This is a genomic window from Nocardioides glacieisoli (genome assembly GCF_004137245.1).
Lineage (GTDB): Bacteria > Actinomycetota > Actinomycetes > Propionibacteriales > Nocardioidaceae > Nocardioides > Nocardioides glacieisoli.
In genome coordinates this window covers 731,341-748,807 of record NZ_SDWS01000001.1, presented here as the reverse complement: position 1 = coordinate 748,807, position 17,467 = coordinate 731,341, and the positions used below count along the sequence as shown (strand labels likewise).

Sequence of the window (17,467 nt, the reverse complement as noted above, 5' to 3'; positions counted from 1 at the left end):
GGTCGTCTTGTGTGAGCGCCCCTGTCGATGAGAGGTGGGGGCATGCTGCACGTCGCCGTCGCGACCCGCACGTTCCGCCGCTACGCCACCTACCGGGCGGCCACGCTCTCCGGCATCTTCACCAACTCGGTCTTCGGCATCATCTACTCCTACGCCTACCTCGCCCTCTGGGACGCCAACCCGTCGGCCGGTGGCTACGACTCCCAGGATGCGGTGACGTACGTCTGGCTCGGGCAGGCGCTGCTGATGACGATCGCGCTGTGGGGCGGCGGCACCACAGACGATCTCGCCGAGCGGATCCGCTCGGGCGACGTGGCGATCGACCTCTACCGTCCCGTCGGCCTGGTCGGGTGGTACCTCGCGAGTGACCTGGGCCGAGCGGCGTACCACCTCCTCACCCGTGGTTTCGGGCCCACGCTCATCGGCCTGGTCGTCTTCGACATCTCGCTCCCGGGGTCGGTGCTCGATGCCGGGGCGTTCGCGGTCTCGCTGGTGCTCGCGGTCATCGTGAGCTTTGCGATCCGCTTCCTCGTGGCGAGCACCGCCTTCTGGCTGCTCGACCAGTCCGGCGTCAAGGTGATGAGCGGTGCGTTCGCGATCTTCATCAGCGGCATGATGCTGCCGCTCGTGCTGTTCCCGGGCTGGCTCGGGACGCTCGCCAACGCCTTGCCGTGGGCGTCCTACGTCCAGGTGCCGGCCGACATCTGGCTCGGCAAGCGCCAGGGCACCGACCTGCTCGCGGCCCTCGGCTTCCAGGTGATGTGGGCCGTCGTGCTGATCGCCGCCTGCCACGGGGTGCTGCGGCTGGCGACGCGCAAGGTGGTGGTGCAGGGTGGCTAGCCCAGGGCCGGCACAGCACCTGCGCACCTACGGCCAGATCGCCTGGCTGTGGATCCGGGCCGCCTGGCAGTACCCGACGTCGTTCGTCCTGCTCGCCGTCGGGAACGGGCTGATCACGGGTCTCGACTTCGTCGGCCTCTGGATCATGTTCTCCCACCTGAGCCGCCTCGACGGGTTCACGCTGCACGAGGTCGCGCTGCTCTACGGCAGCGCGTCGCTGGCCCTCGCCGTCGCCGACACCGCGATCGGGAGCGTCGAGCGGATCGGCACCTACATCCGCACCGGCCGGCTCGACCAGATGATGACGAAGCCGGTGCCGCTGCTCGTGCAGGTCTGCGCCGACCAGTTCACGCTGCGCCGGCTCGGCCGGCTGACCCAGGCGGCCGTGGTCTTCGGCTGGGCCTGCACCTATGTCGACTGGACCCCGCTGCGGGTCCTCGTCGCCGTGTCGATGCTCGTCAGCGGGGCGCTCGTCTTCTTCGGCCTCTTCGTCGGCTTCTCCTGCATCCAGTTCTGGACGACGGACGCCACCGAGTTCGCCAACGCCTTCACCTACGGCGGCGCGACCGTCACGCAGTACCCGCTGAGCATCTTCCCGAGGGAGGTGATGGTCGGCCTGACCTTCGTCATCCCCGTCGCCTTCGTGAACTGGTACCCCTGCCTCTACCTCCTGGGCCGCTCGGACCCGTTCGGCACGCCCGACGCGTTCCAGTTCGCCTCCCCCGTCGCCGGGATCCTCACGATGGCCGCTGCCCTGCTGGTGTGGCGCACCGGCGTCCGCCACTACACCTCCACCGGGAGCTGACGATGACCGCAGACCACACATCTGGTCCGTTGATCGACGTGCGCGACCTCGAGCGCACCTTCGACGTACGCCGTCGCGTCGAGGGGCGTCGCCGACGCACGCGCGAGCAGGTGGTCGCGGTCCACGACCTCACGTTCTCCGTCGACGGCGGCGAGATGGTCGGCTACATCGGCCCCAACGGCGCCGGGAAGTCGACGACCATCAAGATGCTCACCGGCATCCTGGTCCCGACCGGTGGCGAGGTGCGCGTGCGCGGGCTCGACCCCAGCCGGCAGCGGGTCGAGCTCGCGCGGCGGATCGGCGTCGTCTTCGGCCAGCGCTCGACGCTGTGGTGGGACCTGCCGCTGCGCGACTCGTTCGACCTGCTGCAGAAGATGTACCGGATCTCTCCGGCCCGCTACCGCGAGAACCTCGACCGGTTCGTCGACCTCCTCGACCTCGGGGCCCAGCTCGACACGCCCGTGCGCCAGCTCAGCCTCGGACAGCGGATGCGCGGCGACATCACCGCCGCGCTGCTGCACGACCCCGAGGTGATCTACCTCGACGAGCCCACCATCGGGCTCGACGTGGTCAGCAAGGGCCGGCTGCGCGAGTTCCTCCGGGCGCTCAACCGCGAGCGCGGCACGACGCTGCTGCTCACCACTCACGACCTCCAGGACATCGAGGCGCTCTGCGACCGGGTGATCGTGATCGACCACGGCACCTCGGTGTACGACGGCACCCTGGCCGGGCTGCACGCCCAGGGCGGCTCGACGCGGACACTGGTCGTCGACCTGGTCGACGAGGCCCCGCCCATCGACGTACCCGGTGCCGAGGTGCGCAAGGTCGAGGGTCCGCGCCAGTGGCTGTCCTTCCCCTCCGACGCGAGCGCTGCGCCGATCGTGGCCGCGGTCGCCGCGTCCTACGCCGTCGCGGACCTCTCGATCCAGGAGCCCGACATCGAGGACGTCATCCGCGACCTCTACTCGCGCGGCGCCTAGCCTGCGGGGGTGAGAGCGAGAGTCGTCGTGGCCTGCCTCGGCCTGGCCCTGGGCGCGTCGGCCTGCACCGGCCGACCGGCGCCGGACACCGACACACCCGCCTCTCGTCCGCTGGCCTCCGTGGCCACCACTCCGTCTGCTGTGCCGCTCGCACCCGTCCCGGACCGACTGCGTCGCACCCTCCCGCCAGGCGGGACCACGAGCCGGGGCGGGTTCGAGATCGATCTCACGGAGGCCCTCACGGCCCCCACTGTCGAGCAGGCGCCGGTCTCACGAGGAATGTTGCTGGCCCAGCAGAACCTGTTCGCGCCGCGAGGGACGGACGGGGCGATCCGGCCCGGCCAGCCCTACCTGATGACACAGTCAGGCGCATGGCGGCAGCTCGACCTCGAGCGCTACGGGTTCGGCGCCGTCGCCTACAGCGAGCTGTCGATGGCGATCTCGCCTGATGGCGTGATGGTGGCGTTGGCGGACCCGTCCGGAGTGGTGACGATCGACCTGTCCGACACCACCTTCCAGCGCTTCGACCTGCCCGTGCAGCACGCCGTCGCCATGGAGCGGTCTGCGGACGGAGCCACGCTCGTGTTCAGGGACAGGAACGGGACCAGCGTTCGCCCAGTGCCCGAGCGCCCGGAGGTCACGCGACACCGACGGCGTGGTGGTCGTGGACCCGTCCGACGGTGCGGTGCTCGCGATGCTCGCCGCTCCACGGCGCGGAGGTCAGTGCGTCCTGGGAGCTCAGACCTGGCTGACGGAGCGGAACCTCCTCGTCAGCGACTGGGTCGAGGGCGACCTCTGGTCGTGGGACGTCGCGAGCGGACGCGTGCTGCGCGTGGCGACGTCCCCGGTCAACGGCCTCAACGTGTCGGTCTCCGGTGAGGTTCTGGTCCGACGGGTCAGCTGAGGCCGCGGTGCCCCTCGGAGTGCCGCTCGGGCGAGGTGAGGGGCTGACGCTCGAGGACCAGCATCGCGCGGTCGTCGTCACCGCGCTTCACCTGCTTGAGCACGCGTCGCGGCAGGCCGGTGAAGCCGCGGGCGTCGACCGCCTGCAGCGCCACCCCGCGCAGCCAGTCGATCCCGGCGTCGAGGTCGCGGTCGGTCGTCTCGATGACGCCGTCGGTGTAGAAGAGGAGCGCCTCGCCCGCCCGCAGCCGGCCGCGGCTCGGGGTGAAGTCGGCCTCCGGGATCACGCCGAGCGCCATCCCGCGAGCGTTGTCGATCGACCAGCCGCGCTCGCCGAGGTGCCAGTGCAGCGCAGGCGGGTGGCCGGCGCTGGTGATCGTGTAGTCGCCGGTGACCAGGTCGACCTTGATGTGCACCGCCGTGGCGAGTGACTCGTCGGACTCCTGTCGCAGGAGGAACTGGTTCGCCGCGGACATCAGCTCGGCCGGCGGGAGCGCCCCGATCAGGCCGCCGAGTGCGCCGGCGAACTGCAGCGCCTGCGGACCGACCGACGTGCCCTTGCCGCACACGTCGACGAGCGCCATCTCCAGCCAGCGGCCCTCGCGGAGGTCGGCGACGAGGAAGTCACCGGCATAGCTCGGCCCGTTGGCGGTGATGGTCGCCGACTGCGAGCGCCACCCGTCGGGGAGCTCCGGCACGACGCCCTGCCGTTGGAGCCGGTCGCGCAGCTGGCTCAGCACGGCCTCGCTCAGCGCCATCGGAAGGCCCGAGCGCTGCTTGCTCACCTGGTAGAGCGCCAGGAGCAGGCCGATCCCGAAGATCACCAGGGCCGACGTCCGGCTCGCCGTGGCGAAGCTGGTCTGCACCGAGGTCCACCACGCGACGCCCATCATCACGACGCCGAGCACCAGCAGCGGGACGAACCGCAGCAGCACCGTGCCGAGCATGAGGAGGAGGAACCACAGCGAGATCGGGACGACCTTCTCGGCGAGCGCCCCGACGGCCACGGCGGCGGCCACGAGGGCGAGCAGGACGATGAGCAGGAACGCCTGGCTGCCGCGAGACCCCGTGCGCCAGCCGGCGACGCGCTGGCGGACGTACGTCGAGATCCCGCGCACCAGGGATCCCCACGCGTTCGACACCGCTGAAGGGTAGAGCCGCCCCACCGGCGCGGGAGGCCGAACAACGAAACCCACGTCGCCCCTGCTCGATAGGCTCGGCACATGCCTGCAGTGCCGTTCCGGGACGACGTCCTGGGCCCCGACTACCGGGTCGAGACGATCTCGCTCCCGCCCGACGACGAGGGTCCCGTCGTCGCCACCCTCGTCACCCTCGAGCCGGCCGAGCCCACCGGTCGCGCGGTCCTGCACGTGCACGGGTTCGCCGACTACTTCTTCCACACCGAGTACGCCCGCTGGTGGGCGGACCGCGGCTACACGTTCTACGCGCTCGACCTCCGCAAGTACGGCCGGTCGCTGCGCGAGCACCAGACACCCCACTACGTGTCGGACCTCCACGAGTACTTCGCCGAGATCGACCTCGCGTGGTGGCGGATCACCGAGCGCGACGGGCACCGCGAGGTCATCGTGTCCGCACACTCGACCGGCGGGCTCACCGCGCCGCTGTGGGCGCACGAGCGCCGCCACCCCGAGCTCGTCGCGATGGTGCTCAACTCGCCGTGGTTCGACATGCAGGGCGCCGCCTGGCTGCGCAGCCCCGCGACCCGCGTCGCGATCGAGCGGCTCGGCACCACCCGCCCGATGCGCGAGATCCCGCGGAAGGTCAGCGAGGTCTACGGCCGCTCGCTCCACGTCGAGCACGGCGGCGAGTGGGCCTACGACCTGGCCCTGAAGCCGCTCGAGTCGCGCCCGGTCTACGTCGGCTGGCTGCGCGCCGTCCGCCGCGGGCACGCGCAGCTGCACGCGGGGCTCGACGTGCCGTGCCCGACCCTCGTGCTGTCGTCGGCACGTTCCTTCTTCGGTGAGCAGACCGAGGAGACGGCCTCGACCCACGACATCGTCCTCGACGTCGAGCAGATCCGCCGCTGGGCGTCGTCGGTCGGCCGGCACGTGACCTCGATCGCCATCGAGGGCGCGATGCACGACGTGGTGCTGTCGCGACCCGAGGTCCGCGCGCACGCGTACGCCGCCATCGACACCTGGCTGGGTGCCTGGGTGCAGGAGCACGCGCCGGAGCTCGGTCGATAGCCGTACTCCCGGGCATCTGTCCCCCGAGTCCACAACTCTCGGGACTTGGTCTGGACCAGACGCGATCTTGAGGACCTTGACGGTAACCAGAACGAACGGGACGTCAACAACACGCCTGTTCACCCATCTGGGAAACTCCCCGCTCCCACTGTGGGCAACGCGCCGCGACCGCGGCACCAGACTCTGTGGGGAGTTTCAATGAACGTGTACAGCAAGCTGGGGGGCGCCGCGCTCGCGGTCGCCGTGGCCATCAGTTCCACCCTGCTCGTCGCCGGCCCCGCCGGCGCCGCCAAGCCCACCCGGATCAAGGGTTCCGTCACGTCCGAGAGCGGCACTCCGCTCGTCGGCATCAAGGTGACCACCCTGGCCGACCCGACCGGCACCGGCCAGTGGGTCGAGGTGGACGACGCCCTCACCGGCCTGTCGGGCGGCTACAACGTCGGCAAGCTCGACGACGGCATCTACCGCGTGCGGTTCGACGATCCCGCGGGCACCTACGCCAGCGAGTTCTACGACGATGCCGCCACCATCGAGGCGGCCACGCCCGTCGACCTCACCAACGGCGGCATGCCGACGCTGGCCGTGGCCAGGCTCGCGGGTGCCGCCCACCTGGTCGGCACCGTCACCGGCAGCGACGGCGCGGCCATCGCGGGTGCCGAGGTGACGGCGTACGTCCGTGAGGACACCGCGTGGACTGCCGTCACCACGGTGACCGCCGGCGCCGACGGCACCTACGACGTGGGTGGCCTCTCCGGTGGCGCCCACACGCTCGGGTTCCACGACCCCGTCACCGGTGCCAGCGAGTTCTGGAGCGACCGCGTGGCGATCGCCGACGCCGACACGGTGACGGTGCCGAGCGCCGAGCGCTACGACGCGGTCCTGGCCACGCCGCTCCCGCCGACCACGCCGGTCACGCCGGTGACGCCGACGACCCCGACGCCCGTGGCGCCGGTGGCGCCCGTCGTCACGCCGACGGCTCCCACGGCGCCTGCCGCTGCAGTGGTCGCCATCAAGCGGCCTCGCATCAAGGGCGTCGCCGCCGTCGGCGAGCGCCTGAAGGTGACCGTGGGGACCTGGAACCCCACGTCGGTCACGCGCACGGTGCAGTGGCTGGCCAACGGCAAGAAGATCAAGAACGCGACGAAGAACCGGCTGCGCCTCACCGACAAGCTGGTCGGCAAGCGGATCTCGGTGAAGGTGGTCGCCTCGGCCGCGGGCCGCACGCCCGTCACCGTGACGACGCGAAGGACCAAGCGCGTCGTCGACTGACGCAGCAGGACTCGCCACCCGCCGCCCCTCCCCCGCGTGGGGAGGGGCGGTCACGTACCTGCGGGACACTCGACGCATGGATGCCCTCGGGTACGACCCCACCTTCCTGGCCACTACCGACGTACCGGTTCTCGACCCACCTGACGACCCGGGCACGGTCGCGCAGCCGCTCCACTACGAGCACTTCACCGTCAGGATGCACCCCGCGCGCAGGCTCGCGTGGTGGGTGGGATGGAACATCGACGGCCTCCGCCTGTTTCCCAGCGAGTCCATCAGCCGCTCCGGGGAACGGTTCAAGCTCGACCCCCGCATCCCCGCCGACGCGCAGACCGGAGAGGTCGCGTATGCCGACAACGACCTGGACCGCGGCCACATCGCCCGGCGATCCGACCTGCTGTGGGGAGGCCTGGAGGAGGCGCAGCAGGCGAACAGCGACTCGTTCCACTTCACGAACATCACCCCGCAGCACCAGGACTTCAACCAGTCCGGCCGGGGCGGCACCTGGGGGCTGCTGGAGAACGCCGTCCTCGCCCTCGACGGTCTGCAGGACCGCAGGCTCACCTTGTTCGCGGGTCCCGTCCTCGCCGCTGACGATCCCCCCTATCGCGGTGTCGTCCAGCTGCCGGTCGAGCACTGGAAGGTTGTCGTCTACCGGCTCGACGGGCGACTGCAGTTCAAGGCGTTCCTGCTGTCGCAGAACCTCGACGACCTCGGCGAGCGCGCCGCCATCGACTTCCTCGACGACTTCGACACCTACCTCGTGGGACTCGACCTCCTCGAGGAACGCACCGGCCTGACGTTCAGCAGCCTTGCCGCCGCCGCTCCCGTGGAGGAGCGCCGGACGACCACATCCGTGATGGTCACCGACCCCCTGCAGGTCCCCTGGTAGCGCGAGACCCGCAGCACCAAGGACCCAGGTGTGGCCCTCATGAGGTCGTGGGCGCCTCGACGTCCGGATCTGCCGATGAGCTGACGAGTCGGTGAGACCATCTCGCATGGGGATCAGCATGAGTGTGCGGCAGCAACTGCTCGAACTCGGGCCGCCGATGGACGAAGGAGCTGTCGCGTGGGAGATCCCTCGGGACGCCGTGAGCATCCAGGACACGCCGTTGTTGGCTGGCGTGGACCCCTACGGCTACACCGTCTTCAACCGAGTTCAGATCGAAGATCAGCTACCCCGCGAGATCGCGTTCTTGCGTCATGAGCTCGATCCCACGTTCCACCAGGCGTTGGACGAACTCACGCGTCTCATTGCCGTGGCGAAGCAGCGAGTGCACCGGTACGTATGGTTCGAGGGCGACTGACGTGTCCGAATCTGCTGATGACCCGGCGCATCAGTCATCCTTGTGATGTGGACCCTGCGAAGTACTACAACCGACTCGTGCGTGACCTCGACGGGTGGACCTCGGCATCGGAAGTGGCGCCGGGGCGCATTCGGGTGTTGTCGGTCCCGCAAGCCGGTCGCGGACGCCGAACGGTGGTGATCGTGATGACACCGGTTGAATGGGAGAACACGTTCACCGTCGCGCACGGGAGTTTCGACTCGGCCTTCGACCGGGTGAAGCAGACCCTGCTTTCGATGAAGCCGCATGAGCGCTTTGCTGTCTACGCCGACTACGGCTTGGAGCCGTCTACGACCGAGACTCTGCCCGAGCCCAACTTGCCTGAACCTGGAAGCGGTAGATGGGTGGCCCTCCGACCGACACAGGGACGAGGCAAGCAAGTTCCGCGACCGGTGAGAGGGTCCTCCTGGCGCTGACGTCTGGCATCGCAGCGACGTCCCCATCTGCCGATGTGCGGACTGAGGTCTGAGCGGACTGAGGTCAGATTGTCCAGCAGCGAGTGCCAGCCCGAGCTCCGCCGGTACGGTCCTTGGTCGTGGACTGGTACGTGCTGGCTCCGGCCGCTGCGACAAGAGATTTGTGGGTGTCGTTGGCAGGGCCCACGGCGCCCGAGTACGGCGTGTGGACCGCGCCGTCGGGAAAGGCCCTTCACGAGGCGCTCGCCACCGAGGGACCTCCGGGAGTCCACGACGTCGAGTGGTACTTCATGCCGCAGCGCGAGCACTACGGCAAGCGCTTGGTGGACGCGCTGTGGCAGGGCGGGGACGGGCTGAAGGTCTACAGCGAACGCATGTGTGCGGTGCTCGAGTCGTGCAGCGCTCGTCTGCAGACATGGCCGGCTGACATCCGCCATAGAAACGGATCGCCCGTCGATGGGTACCTCTCGGTCTTGGAGGAGGTGGATTCGCCAGGTCCGGTGCACAGCGTTTTTAGGGGACGCCGAGTGGGACGAGTAACGATCAGCGGAGAGGTGCGCACGGCCCTTCTTCATGCTGGCATGACCGGCCTGGACATCAGAGAAGCCCCGTCAGCCTTTCCACGGGACAACCACTGGGTGTGACGATGATGGGCATTCCCCGCGTCGCGGAGTCCCTTTGTTGCGACCCGAGCGGTTCCAAGGCGGGAGTGCACGTCCGGATCTGCCGCGATGAGGGCGGCTACGCCTTCTGTCGAAGGACGTCCGGATCTGCCGACGAGCGAGCGTCAGGGCGCCATCCTGCCCCGAGACCCGCACTCACATGCCGCGATCCGGCCGATCGCACCTTGTCTCGGACGTGCCACAGCCCCCGCCGGGTGGTGCTACGGCGGGGTGTGGGGCGGGGTCATCATCGGCGGGGACGTGGGATGCCGGGTGGGTCCGGGTCGCCCTCGTTGATCGCGGTGGTTCCGCTGCGGTCGCGTCGGAACTGGTGGCCGTGGGGGCTGGTCCACTCGAAGCAGCCTGGTCCGGTGACGCGGTAGCGCCAGGCGGTGTGGGTCTTGAGTCGGTGGTGGAACCGGCACAGGCACGCGAGGTTGTCCGAGGTCGTGGGTCCGGGTTGTGGTCGGCCTTCGGCGTCGTGGTCATAGGCGATGACGTGGTCGATGTCGCAGCCGCGGGCCGGGCGGGTGCACCACGGGAACACGCAGGTGCGGTCGCGGAGGATGACTTGTTCGCGGATGCGGTCGGGGATGTCGTACCCGGGTGCGGCCAGGTGGGTGTTGAGGTCGATCACGGGCTTGATGGTGACCTTGGTCCGCGAATCGCCGCACCAGGACGTGAGCTGGTCGAGCAGGATAAGCCGCTGGCGCTCTTCCATCCGGCCGGTCGGCCCGAACACGGTCTGCTCGCCGACAGACTCTGCGGAGAAGTGGGCGTGGAGGACGACCTCGCGGGCGGTCGGGAGGTCTGGTCTCGATACGCCGGCTCGTCCCTCACCGGCTACTCGACCGCCGGGTGCTGGGTCACCGGCTACGCGACCACCGGCGGGGTTGAGCAGGTCGAGGGCGGTCTGGGTGCGGGCGAGGTCGCCGAGGGCCTTGGCCCGGCGTACGTCCAGGGACTCGGCCGAGCCGAGGGCCTTCTGCTCCGCTGCCTTCTGAGCCACTGCGTGGTTGAGATCGAGGGCGTCTGCGATGTCGAGCTCGGCCTCGAACCGCATGGTGCCCGCGAAGTGAACGTCCTCGTCATGAAGGGTCGCGTGGCGCGGGTCGACCGACAGGTAGCCGTCCTCCGGATCCGTGGCCGGGTCCGCAGTGGCGAGGTCGTAGCGCTTGATGGTCTCCGCGACGAGCCGGTCGAGCTGGGCGGGACCGATGCGTCCGGCAACCGCAGCGACCTGCGCGTCCAAGAACGCAGCAGCCTCGCGTGTCAGCGAAGGAGTCGAGTGGATGGTCGTCTCGGCGACGGTGCGTGCCCGCCACGCGGGCACGTGCCCGGACTGGACCTGGGTCCACAGCCTTGGGAGGCGGTGGCGCAGCTCGAGGGCGTGGCCGATGAGCTTCTTCGCCGACGTCGACGAGATCCCGAGAACCGTGCCGAGCTCGGCGATGGCGAACTCCGCGATGAGCGGGCAGCCGTCACCCGCGAGGGGTTCTTCGTGGTCGGTGCCCGGGACGGTGAAGGTGGCGGCGGAGTGGATGGACTCGGGTGGGTGGAGGTCGGCCCAGCGGGCAGCGAGGTCGAGCTGGCGGGCGGCTTCGGCGTTCTCGAGGTCGCGGGAGGCGCGGATCGAGGCGAGCAGGTCGGAGGCGGTGAGGGCGTCTGCCTCACCGGTTCCGGGTCCTGCCAGCGTGTCGATCATGTGTTCGATTATAAGACAACCCACCGACAACGGGTCGGTGGCGAACTCAAACAGTTGTTGCAACGAGCCTCTTGTTGAGGGCCTGGCCCGGAGTCTGCCACTCGAGGGTCTTGCGGGGTCTGGTGTTCAGGTTGAGTGCGACGGCGTCACAGTCGGTGTCGGTGAGGTCGCGCAGGTCGGCGCCCTTGGGCCAGTACTGACGCAGCAGCCCGTTGGTGTTCTCGTTCGTACCGCGCTGCCACGGCGACTGCGGGTCGCAGAAGTAGATCGGGACACCGGTCTCGGTCTTGAACCGGGCGTGCTGGGCCATCTCCGTGCCGCGGTCCCAGGTGATCGACTTGCGCAGCTCCAACGGCAACGTCGCGATCATCTCGCTCAGCTTCATCCGCGCGATCTCGGCGGTGTGACGTCCCGGCAGGGGTGCGAGCAGCACGAACCGCGACGAGCGCTCGACCAGCGTGAGCACCGCGCCCTTGCCCGTCCCGCCGAGGAGCAGGTCGCCCTCCCAATGACCAGGCACAGCTCGGTCCTCGACCTCAGCCGGCCGCGCGGAGATCCGGATGTCGTCGGTGATCCCGAGCGTGGAGCGCTTCGCGCCGCCGGTCTGGGCCTTGCGGCGCTGCCGCTGGGTGCGTAGGTGCGCGGTCAGCTCGCGCTTGAGCTCGCCCTTGGTCTGGACGAACAGCGACTGGTAGATCGTCTCGTGCGACACCCGCATCCTCAGATCGCGTGGGAACAACACCGGCAGCATCGCCGCGATCTGCTCCGGCGACCAGTTCGCCCGCAACAACTCCCACACCTTGGCCCGCAGTGGTGCGTGATCCAGCCGCCTGGCCTTGGGGCGGCGAGCCTTGCGCGCAGCCTCACGCTGCGACCACTTCGCGCTGTACTTGCGCCGATAGCCGCACCCACCGGCCCTCGCCGTGCGCCTCCGTGGCGAGGCAGTCCCGAACGACCCCGCCCGTCGCAACTCCCGCGAGATCGTCGAAGGATGCTTGTCCACCAACGCCGCGATCGTGACCTGGTCCAGCCCCGCCAAATACGCCCGCTCAATCACCAACCGCTGATTCGCGGTCAACCTCACTCCCGGCATGCGCCGCAACCTCTCACTCACGATCGAGTTGCAACAACCGTTTGAGTTCACCGGTCGTCAACAGGGCGGTTTCGAGGGTCTCGATACGTCCGCTCGTTCCTCGCGGACTACTCGACCAACTGGGGTGGACCGGGTCTCGACACGTTCGCTCGTTCCTCGCGGACTACTCGATCAGCGGCGACGCTGCTGAATCAGACCAGCAGGACCACCAACGCGGTGAGGCCGACGACGGCGATCACGGCGCGCAGCAGGTTCGGGGAGAGCCGTCGACCGACCGTCGCGCCGAGCTGGCCCCCGACGACCGAGCCGAGGGCGATCAGGCCCGCCACCAGCCAGTCGACGTCGGCGACGGCGATGAAGACGACCGCGGCGACGCCGTTGACGAGGAGCGCGAGGACGTTCTTCGTGGCCGTGTGGCGCTGCATCGAGTCGGCCACGCCGATGCCGAGGATCGCCATCAGCAGGACTCCCTGCGCAGCGCCGAAGTAGCCGCCGTACACCCCGGCGACGGCGACGGCCGGCCACACCCACCACACGCCGTGGTCGGGGATGCCTCCGCGCGCCTCGGCGCGTGCTGCCACGACGCGCTGGATCCGCGGGCCGACGATCACGAGCAGCACACCGAGGCCGATCAGCACCGGCACGATCGCGTCGAACGCCGCCGACGGCAGCACGAGCAGGAGCACGGCACCGACCACTCCCCCGATGAAAGAGGCGGAGCCGAGGCGCAGCACGCGGGAGCGCTGCCCGGCGAGCTCGCGGCGGTAGCCGACGACGCCCGAGAGGCTGCCGGGCACCAGGCCGACGGTGTTGCTCACGTTGGCCGTGACCGGAGGTACGCCGAACGCCAGCAGGGTCGGGAACGTGATCAACGTTCCCGACCCCACCACGGTGTTGATGGTGCCGGCAGCCACTCCTGCGAGCGTGACCAGCACGGCCTCGAGCGGGCTCACGCCGTCGGAGGCTCCTGACCCTCGTCTGGCACCGACGTGCCGGTCGGCGTGGGCTCGACGGCCGCGCCGCCGCCGCGCGTGACCTTGCTCGCCGACTCGGCCGCCGCGATGGCGTCCTGGACGGCCTTGTTGGTCGCGGAGATCTCGGCGTCCGGGCGCTGCGTCGACGGCAGCTGCGGCTCCGAGGGACCCATGTCCACGCGGGTGCGCGGGGTGGCGTCCTTGGGGATGCCGGCGATCTCGTGGATCGAGGAGCCGAGGCCCTCCAGCGCCTTAGTGATCTCCGAGGGGATGACCCACACCTTGTTGGCACTGCCCTCGGCGATCTTCGGCATCATCTGGAGGTACTGGTAGGCCAGCAGCGACTGGTCGGGCTGGCCGTCGTGGATCGCCTGGAACACGGTCTGGATGGCCTGGCCCTCACCCTGGGCCCGGAGGATCGAGGCCTCCCGGTCGGCCTGCGCGCGCAGGATCTGCGACTCCCGGTCACCCTCGGCGTTGAGGATCTGCGACTGCTTCGAGCCCTCGGCGGTGAGGATCGCGGCCTGTCGCTGGCCCTCGGCGGTGAGGATGACGGCGCGCTTCTCGCGGTCGGCGCGCATCTGCTTCTCCATCGAGTCCTTGATGGACGGCGGCGGGTCGATGCCCTTGAGCTCGACGCGGTTCACGCGGATCCCCCACTTGCCGGTCGCCTCGTCGAGGACACCGCGCAGGCCCGAGTTGATCGAGTCGCGGCTGGTCAGCGTCTCCTCGAGGTCCATGCCGCCGACGATGTTGCGCAGCGTGGTCATCGTGAGCTGCTCGATGGCCTGGATGTAGTTGGCGATCTCGTAGGTCGCGGCGACCGGGTCGGTGACCTGGAAGTAGATGACGGTGTCGATGGAGACGACGAGGTTGTCCTCGGTGATCACCGGCTGCGGTGGGAAGCTCACGACCTGCTCGCGCAGGTCGATGAGGTAGCGCAGCTTGTCGATGAACGGCACGAGGATGTTGAGGCCGGCGGGCAGCGTGGCCTTGTACTTGCCGAAGCGCTCGACGACCGCAGCGCGCGCCTGGGGCACGATCTTCACCGTCTTCGCGAGCATGACGACGACGAAGACGATGATGAGCAGGAACAGGACCAGCAGGGCTGTCATTTCGGTTCTCCCCCGGTGTAGTGGTGTGCGGCTTCTCAGGACTCGAGCGAGGCCACGGGGTGGACGTAGGCCGTCGCACCCTTGATCTGCAGGATCTCGACGGTCTCGCCCGCCTGGATCCTCAGGTTCTCGTCGTAGGGCAGGGCGGTCCACGTCTCGCCGCCGGCCTTGATGCGTCCGGCGTTGAGGCCGCTGATCTCGTCGGTGACCAGGCAGCGGGTGCCCACGAGCTTGCCGTGTCCCAGCTGGAGGTCGGGCCCGCCGTGCAGACGCTTCACGAACGCCGGACGAACCAGCGACAGTGCGGCGACCGAGGCGCCGAGCGCGAGCAGGATCTGCAGGAACACCGGCAGGCCGAGCAGTGCGGCGACCATGCCGATCACGGCGCCCGCCGCGAGCATGGCCAGGATCAGGTCGAGGCTGAACATCTCGGCCACGCCGAGGGCGATCGACAGCGCCAGCCAGGTCTCCCAGAGGTGGTCGCGGATCCAGTCCATGCGTAGACCCTATCCAGTCGCGCACAGCGACGGAGGGAGGTCAGGACCCCATTCGCCTCGGCGGGCGACGCCGAGCCGCGAAGCGATCGTCGGCGCGGCTCAGCAGCAGCGGCATGCGGAAGGTCTCCGACAGCGTCTCGGCGGTCACCACGTCCTCGACCGGACCCGCGTCGACCACCCGGCCCTCGCGCAGCAGCAGGGCGTGGGTGAAGCCCGGAGGGATCTCCTCGACGTGGTGGGAGACCAGCACGGTCGCGGGCGAGTCGGGATCGAGTGCGAGCTCCGACAGGGTCGCGACCAGGTCCTCGCGACCACCGAGGTCGAGACCGGCCGCCGGCTCGTCGAGCAGCAGCAGCTCAGGATCGGTCATCAGTGCACGAGCGATCTGGACGCGCTTGCGCTCGCCCTCGCTGAGGGTCCCGAAGGTGCGCTCCGCGAGGTGGCTCGCGCCGACCTCGACGAGCAGCTCGCCGGCCCGGTCGTGGTCGAGGTCGGCGTACTCCTCGCGCCACCGGCCGACCACGCCGTAGGACGCGGACACGACCACGTCCTTGACGAGCTCGTCGCGCGGGATGCGGTCGGCCAGTGCGGCGCTGGTGAGGCCGATGCGCGGGCGGAGCTCGAAGACGTCGGTGGTGCCGAGCACCTCGTCGAGGATGCCGGCGACGCCGGAGGTCGGGTGGAGCTGGGCGGCCGCGACCTGGAGCAGGGTCGTCTTGCCGGCGCCGTTGGGCCCGAGGACCACCCAGCGCTCGTCCTCCTCGACCTCCCACGTGACGTCGTCGAGCAGCAGGGACCGGCCACGGCGCACGGTGACCCCTGCGAACTCGATGACCGCGACCATGGTCCGCACCCTATCCAGCAGGCGGGTCGCCAGCGGGCCTGACACGGCGCCGTATCGCGGGCGAGTAACCTCGCCCGCGATGCTCGCGCTCCCCCACTCCGCGGTCCTGGCCTGGTGGCTCACGGCATGGCTGCGCGGCCACGAGCAGACCGACCACGTGCTCGACGCCCTGGCTGCCGACACCCAGCTCCTGGCGGGTGGATCGGCGCTCGACCTGCTGACGATCGCGCGTGCCTCCGGAGCGTCGTACGCCGGTCTCGCACTGCCGGTCGACGGGGATCCACTCGGCCTGGGTGGGCCCCGCGACTTCAACACCGCCGCGATGGACGCCGGTCAGGCGGTCGTGGCGGGCACCCTCGGCCTGGTGCCCGAGGAGCAGGGCGAGACCGTGCAGTGGCGACCGCACGACGCGGCGCCCCGCCAGCTGCCCGACGTCGGCGAGGCCGACCGGACCCTGCGCGAGACGCTGCTCGGCGCCGCCGGCGACCTCGCGGACCTCGAGGTCGCGCGCTGGCGGCCCGAGGCTGCCGACGCCCTGATGAACCTGCACCACCGCCCGCAGGTCGAGGCACCGCTCGGCACCCCGCCGAGGTGCGTGGACCTCGCGGCCCGCGGGCTGCAGGCGTGGGCCATCGTCGACCTCGCGCTGGCCGACGACGGCGGCGCGCTGTCGTCGTACGAGGTCGAGCAGCGCCGCGGACTGCTCCAGCCGCTGGGTCGGGCCGCACGCCGGGCGATCGTCGCGGCCTGCTCGCCCGAGGTGTGGCCGGACCGCTGAGCAGGATGGGCTCAGCCAGTGGCCCACACCCCGAGCACGTTGCCGACGGGGTCGGAGAACTCGAAGCGGCGACCGCCGGGGAACTCGTAGGGCGCCGCGGTGATCGTGCCGCCTGCCGACTCGACCGCGGTCACGGTCGCGTCGAGGTCGTCTGAGAAGAGCAGGACCAGCGGACCGCCGGGTCCGGGCGTCCCGGTGCCGTTGAGGCCGCCGACGTCGCCGTCGCCGGAGGCGGCGCGGATCCCCGCGTAGGTGGGGCCGTAGTCGTTGAACGCCCAGCCGAACGCCTGCTCGTAGAACGCGCGCGAGGCGGCCAGGTCGCTCGTGTTGATCTCGATGTAGTCGATGGTGTGGTGGACGGGGCTCATGGCCACGACGCTAGGGGCCGCCACCGACAGACCGCCCGGGCCGGGGACCGCGGAGGCGGTCCCGACCCGGGCGGATCGGTCGTGCAGGTCGTGCAGGTCTTCAGCTGCCGGGCGAGTCAGCCGCCGTACTGGCCGCTGCCGTAGGCCGGCGGGGGCGGCGGCGGGTAGCCGCCTTCGTGGCCGGCGCCGGCGCCCTTCGGGTTGGGGCCGTACTTGTTGTCCGGCTTGGAGTCGGTGCAGTACCAGACGATCAGGAGGATCCAGCCGATGATCGGGATGAGCCCGATCAGGATCCACCAGCCGCTGCGGTCGGTGTCGTGCAGGCGTCGGATGCCGACGGCGAGGCCCGGCAGGAACAGCGCCAGGCTGGCGACGGTGCTCAGGATGCCGCCCGATCCCTCGAAGTCCGTGCCGAGCACGTTGTCGAGGATGGTCGTCACGATGTTGACGACCAGGTTGAAGAGCACGAAGTACCAGTACTCCGAGCGGCGTGCGCGACCCGAGAAGTCGACGTACTTGGACAAGCACGTGCGGACCGCGGTCATGAAGTCCATCTGTTCCCCCTGTGGCTGGGGCGGTGCCACGGTGGACCGCCGTTGCGAGCAACGTAGGGCAGGAACGGCCGGACTGCCAGCACCGCCGCGCGCGTGGGCACGCCCGCAGCGCGG

At 70.0% G+C, this 17,467-nt stretch carries 21 protein-coding genes; 11 read left to right on the top strand and 10 right to left on the bottom strand.

The annotated features are described in order from the left end of the window. The first annotated feature begins 42 nt into the window (after positions 1–42). Genes EUA06_RS03735 through EUA06_RS03725 form a run of 3 tightly spaced genes read left to right on the top strand, consistent with a single transcriptional unit; the run spans position 43 to position 2,625 of the window. Positions 43–840 (top strand): ABC transporter permease, encoded by a 798-nt coding sequence (locus tag EUA06_RS03735; RefSeq protein ID WP_129473631.1) that lies wholly within the window; start codon positions 43–45, stop codon positions 838–840. After that, a complete protein-coding gene (locus EUA06_RS03730; RefSeq protein WP_129473630.1) occupies positions 833–1,645 on the top strand; it encodes an ABC transporter permease in 813 nt (270 codons plus the stop codon). Before EUA06_RS03735 ends, EUA06_RS03730 begins: the two co-directional genes overlap by 8 nt. 2 nt (positions 1,646–1,647) lie before the next feature. Next, the gene (locus EUA06_RS03725; protein ID WP_129473629.1) at positions 1,648–2,625 is read left to right on the top strand and encodes an ABC transporter ATP-binding protein; all 978 of its coding nucleotides are present in this window, start codon (positions 1,648–1,650) and stop codon (positions 2,623–2,625) included. Positions 2,626–3,041: 416 nt separating this feature from the next. Here the strand turns inward: EUA06_RS03725 and EUA06_RS22295 are convergent, their stop codons facing one another. Then, on the bottom strand, positions 3,042–3,203 hold the full coding sequence (locus EUA06_RS22295) for a hypothetical protein (protein WP_165354238.1): 162 nt from the start codon (positions 3,201–3,203) through the stop codon (positions 3,042–3,044). 77 nt (positions 3,204–3,280) lie between these two features. On the opposite strand from EUA06_RS22295, the gene EUA06_RS03720 reads away from it, so the two are divergent. Beyond that, positions 3,281–3,529 (top strand): hypothetical protein, encoded by a 249-nt coding sequence (locus EUA06_RS03720; RefSeq protein WP_129473628.1) that lies wholly within the window; start codon positions 3,281–3,283, stop codon positions 3,527–3,529. Here the strand turns inward: EUA06_RS03720 and EUA06_RS03715 are convergent. Continuing rightward, positions 3,522–4,670: a PP2C family protein-serine/threonine phosphatase gene (locus EUA06_RS03715; RefSeq protein ID WP_129473627.1), complete on the bottom strand. Its 1,149-nt coding sequence runs from the start codon at positions 4,668–4,670 to the stop codon at positions 3,522–3,524. The two genes, EUA06_RS03720 and EUA06_RS03715, sit on opposite strands and share 8 nt — an antisense overlap. 81 nt (positions 4,671–4,751) lie before the next feature. Here EUA06_RS03715 and EUA06_RS03710 point away from each other — a divergent pair, with 81 nt between their 5' ends. The 6 genes from EUA06_RS03710 (at position 4,752) to EUA06_RS03685 (ending at position 9,407) form a co-directional block, all read left to right on the top strand. Continuing rightward, positions 4,752–5,735, top strand: a complete 984-nt coding sequence (locus EUA06_RS03710; RefSeq protein WP_129473626.1) for an alpha/beta hydrolase — start codon at positions 4,752–4,754, stop codon at positions 5,733–5,735. A 198-nt stretch (positions 5,736–5,933) separates the two neighbouring features. After that, positions 5,934–7,004 carry a carboxypeptidase-like regulatory domain-containing protein gene (locus EUA06_RS03705; RefSeq protein ID WP_129473625.1) on the top strand — a complete coding sequence of 357 codons (1,071 nt, stop codon included), beginning with the start codon at positions 5,934–5,936 and terminating at the stop codon, positions 7,002–7,004. Positions 7,005–7,080: 76 nt separating this feature from the next. Continuing rightward, positions 7,081–7,893 carry a DNA/RNA non-specific endonuclease gene (locus tag EUA06_RS03700; RefSeq protein WP_129473624.1) on the top strand — a complete coding sequence of 271 codons (813 nt, stop codon included), beginning with the start codon at positions 7,081–7,083 and terminating at the stop codon, positions 7,891–7,893. 106 nt (positions 7,894–7,999) lie between these two features. After that, complete coding sequence (locus EUA06_RS03695) at positions 8,000–8,308, top strand: hypothetical protein (RefSeq protein ID WP_129473623.1); 309 nt, start codon at positions 8,000–8,002, stop codon at positions 8,306–8,308. A 17-nt stretch (positions 8,309–8,325) separates the two neighbouring features. Further along, positions 8,326–8,763, top strand: a complete 438-nt coding sequence (locus tag EUA06_RS03690) for a hypothetical protein (RefSeq protein ID WP_129473622.1) — start codon at positions 8,326–8,328, stop codon at positions 8,761–8,763. 119 nt (positions 8,764–8,882) lie between these two features. Next, positions 8,883–9,407 (top strand): hypothetical protein, encoded by a 525-nt coding sequence (locus tag EUA06_RS03685; RefSeq protein ID WP_129473621.1) that lies wholly within the window; start codon positions 8,883–8,885, stop codon positions 9,405–9,407. Between the two features lie 265 nt (positions 9,408–9,672). Here the strand turns inward: EUA06_RS03685 and EUA06_RS03680 are convergent, their stop codons facing one another. From EUA06_RS03680 to EUA06_RS03655, 6 genes are all read right to left on the bottom strand, one after another. Then, positions 9,673–11,130 (bottom strand): HNH endonuclease signature motif containing protein, encoded by a 1,458-nt coding sequence (locus EUA06_RS03680; protein WP_129473620.1) that lies wholly within the window; start codon positions 11,128–11,130, stop codon positions 9,673–9,675. 46 nt (positions 11,131–11,176) lie between these two features. Further along, positions 11,177–12,223, bottom strand: a complete 1,047-nt coding sequence (locus EUA06_RS03675; RefSeq protein WP_129473619.1) for an IS30 family transposase — start codon at positions 12,221–12,223, stop codon at positions 11,177–11,179. A gap of 191 nt (positions 12,224–12,414) precedes the next feature. Further along, positions 12,415–13,176, bottom strand: coding sequence for a sulfite exporter TauE/SafE family protein (locus tag EUA06_RS03670; protein WP_129473618.1), 762 nt, complete (start codon positions 13,174–13,176; stop codon positions 12,415–12,417). Then, positions 13,173–14,312, bottom strand: coding sequence for an SPFH domain-containing protein (locus EUA06_RS03665; protein WP_129473617.1), 1,140 nt, complete (start codon positions 14,310–14,312; stop codon positions 13,173–13,175). Before EUA06_RS03665 ends, EUA06_RS03670 begins: the two co-directional genes overlap by 4 nt. A 35-nt stretch (positions 14,313–14,347) precedes the next feature. Continuing rightward, positions 14,348–14,809, bottom strand: coding sequence for an NfeD family protein (locus EUA06_RS03660; protein WP_129473616.1), 462 nt, complete (start codon positions 14,807–14,809; stop codon positions 14,348–14,350). A gap of 40 nt (positions 14,810–14,849) precedes the next feature. Next, positions 14,850–15,653: an ABC transporter ATP-binding protein gene (locus tag EUA06_RS03655; protein ID WP_129473615.1), complete on the bottom strand. Its 804-nt coding sequence runs from the start codon at positions 15,651–15,653 to the stop codon at positions 14,850–14,852. Between the two features lie 79 nt (positions 15,654–15,732). Here EUA06_RS03655 and EUA06_RS03650 point away from each other — a divergent pair, with 79 nt between their 5' ends. Then, a complete protein-coding gene (locus EUA06_RS03650; RefSeq protein WP_129473614.1) occupies positions 15,733–16,431 on the top strand; it encodes a hypothetical protein in 699 nt (232 codons plus the stop codon). An 11-nt stretch (positions 16,432–16,442) separates the two neighbouring features. On the opposite strand, the gene EUA06_RS03645 is transcribed toward EUA06_RS03650, so the two are convergent. Both EUA06_RS03645 and EUA06_RS03640 read right to left on the bottom strand, forming a co-directional pair. After that, on the bottom strand, positions 16,443–16,799 hold the full coding sequence (locus EUA06_RS03645) for a VOC family protein (RefSeq protein ID WP_129473613.1): 357 nt from the start codon (positions 16,797–16,799) through the stop codon (positions 16,443–16,445). Positions 16,800–16,915: 116 nt separating this feature from the next. Beyond that, on the bottom strand, positions 16,916–17,353 hold the full coding sequence (locus tag EUA06_RS03640) for a DUF805 domain-containing protein (protein WP_129473612.1): 438 nt from the start codon (positions 17,351–17,353) through the stop codon (positions 16,916–16,918). Positions 17,354–17,467 lie beyond the last annotated feature (114 nt).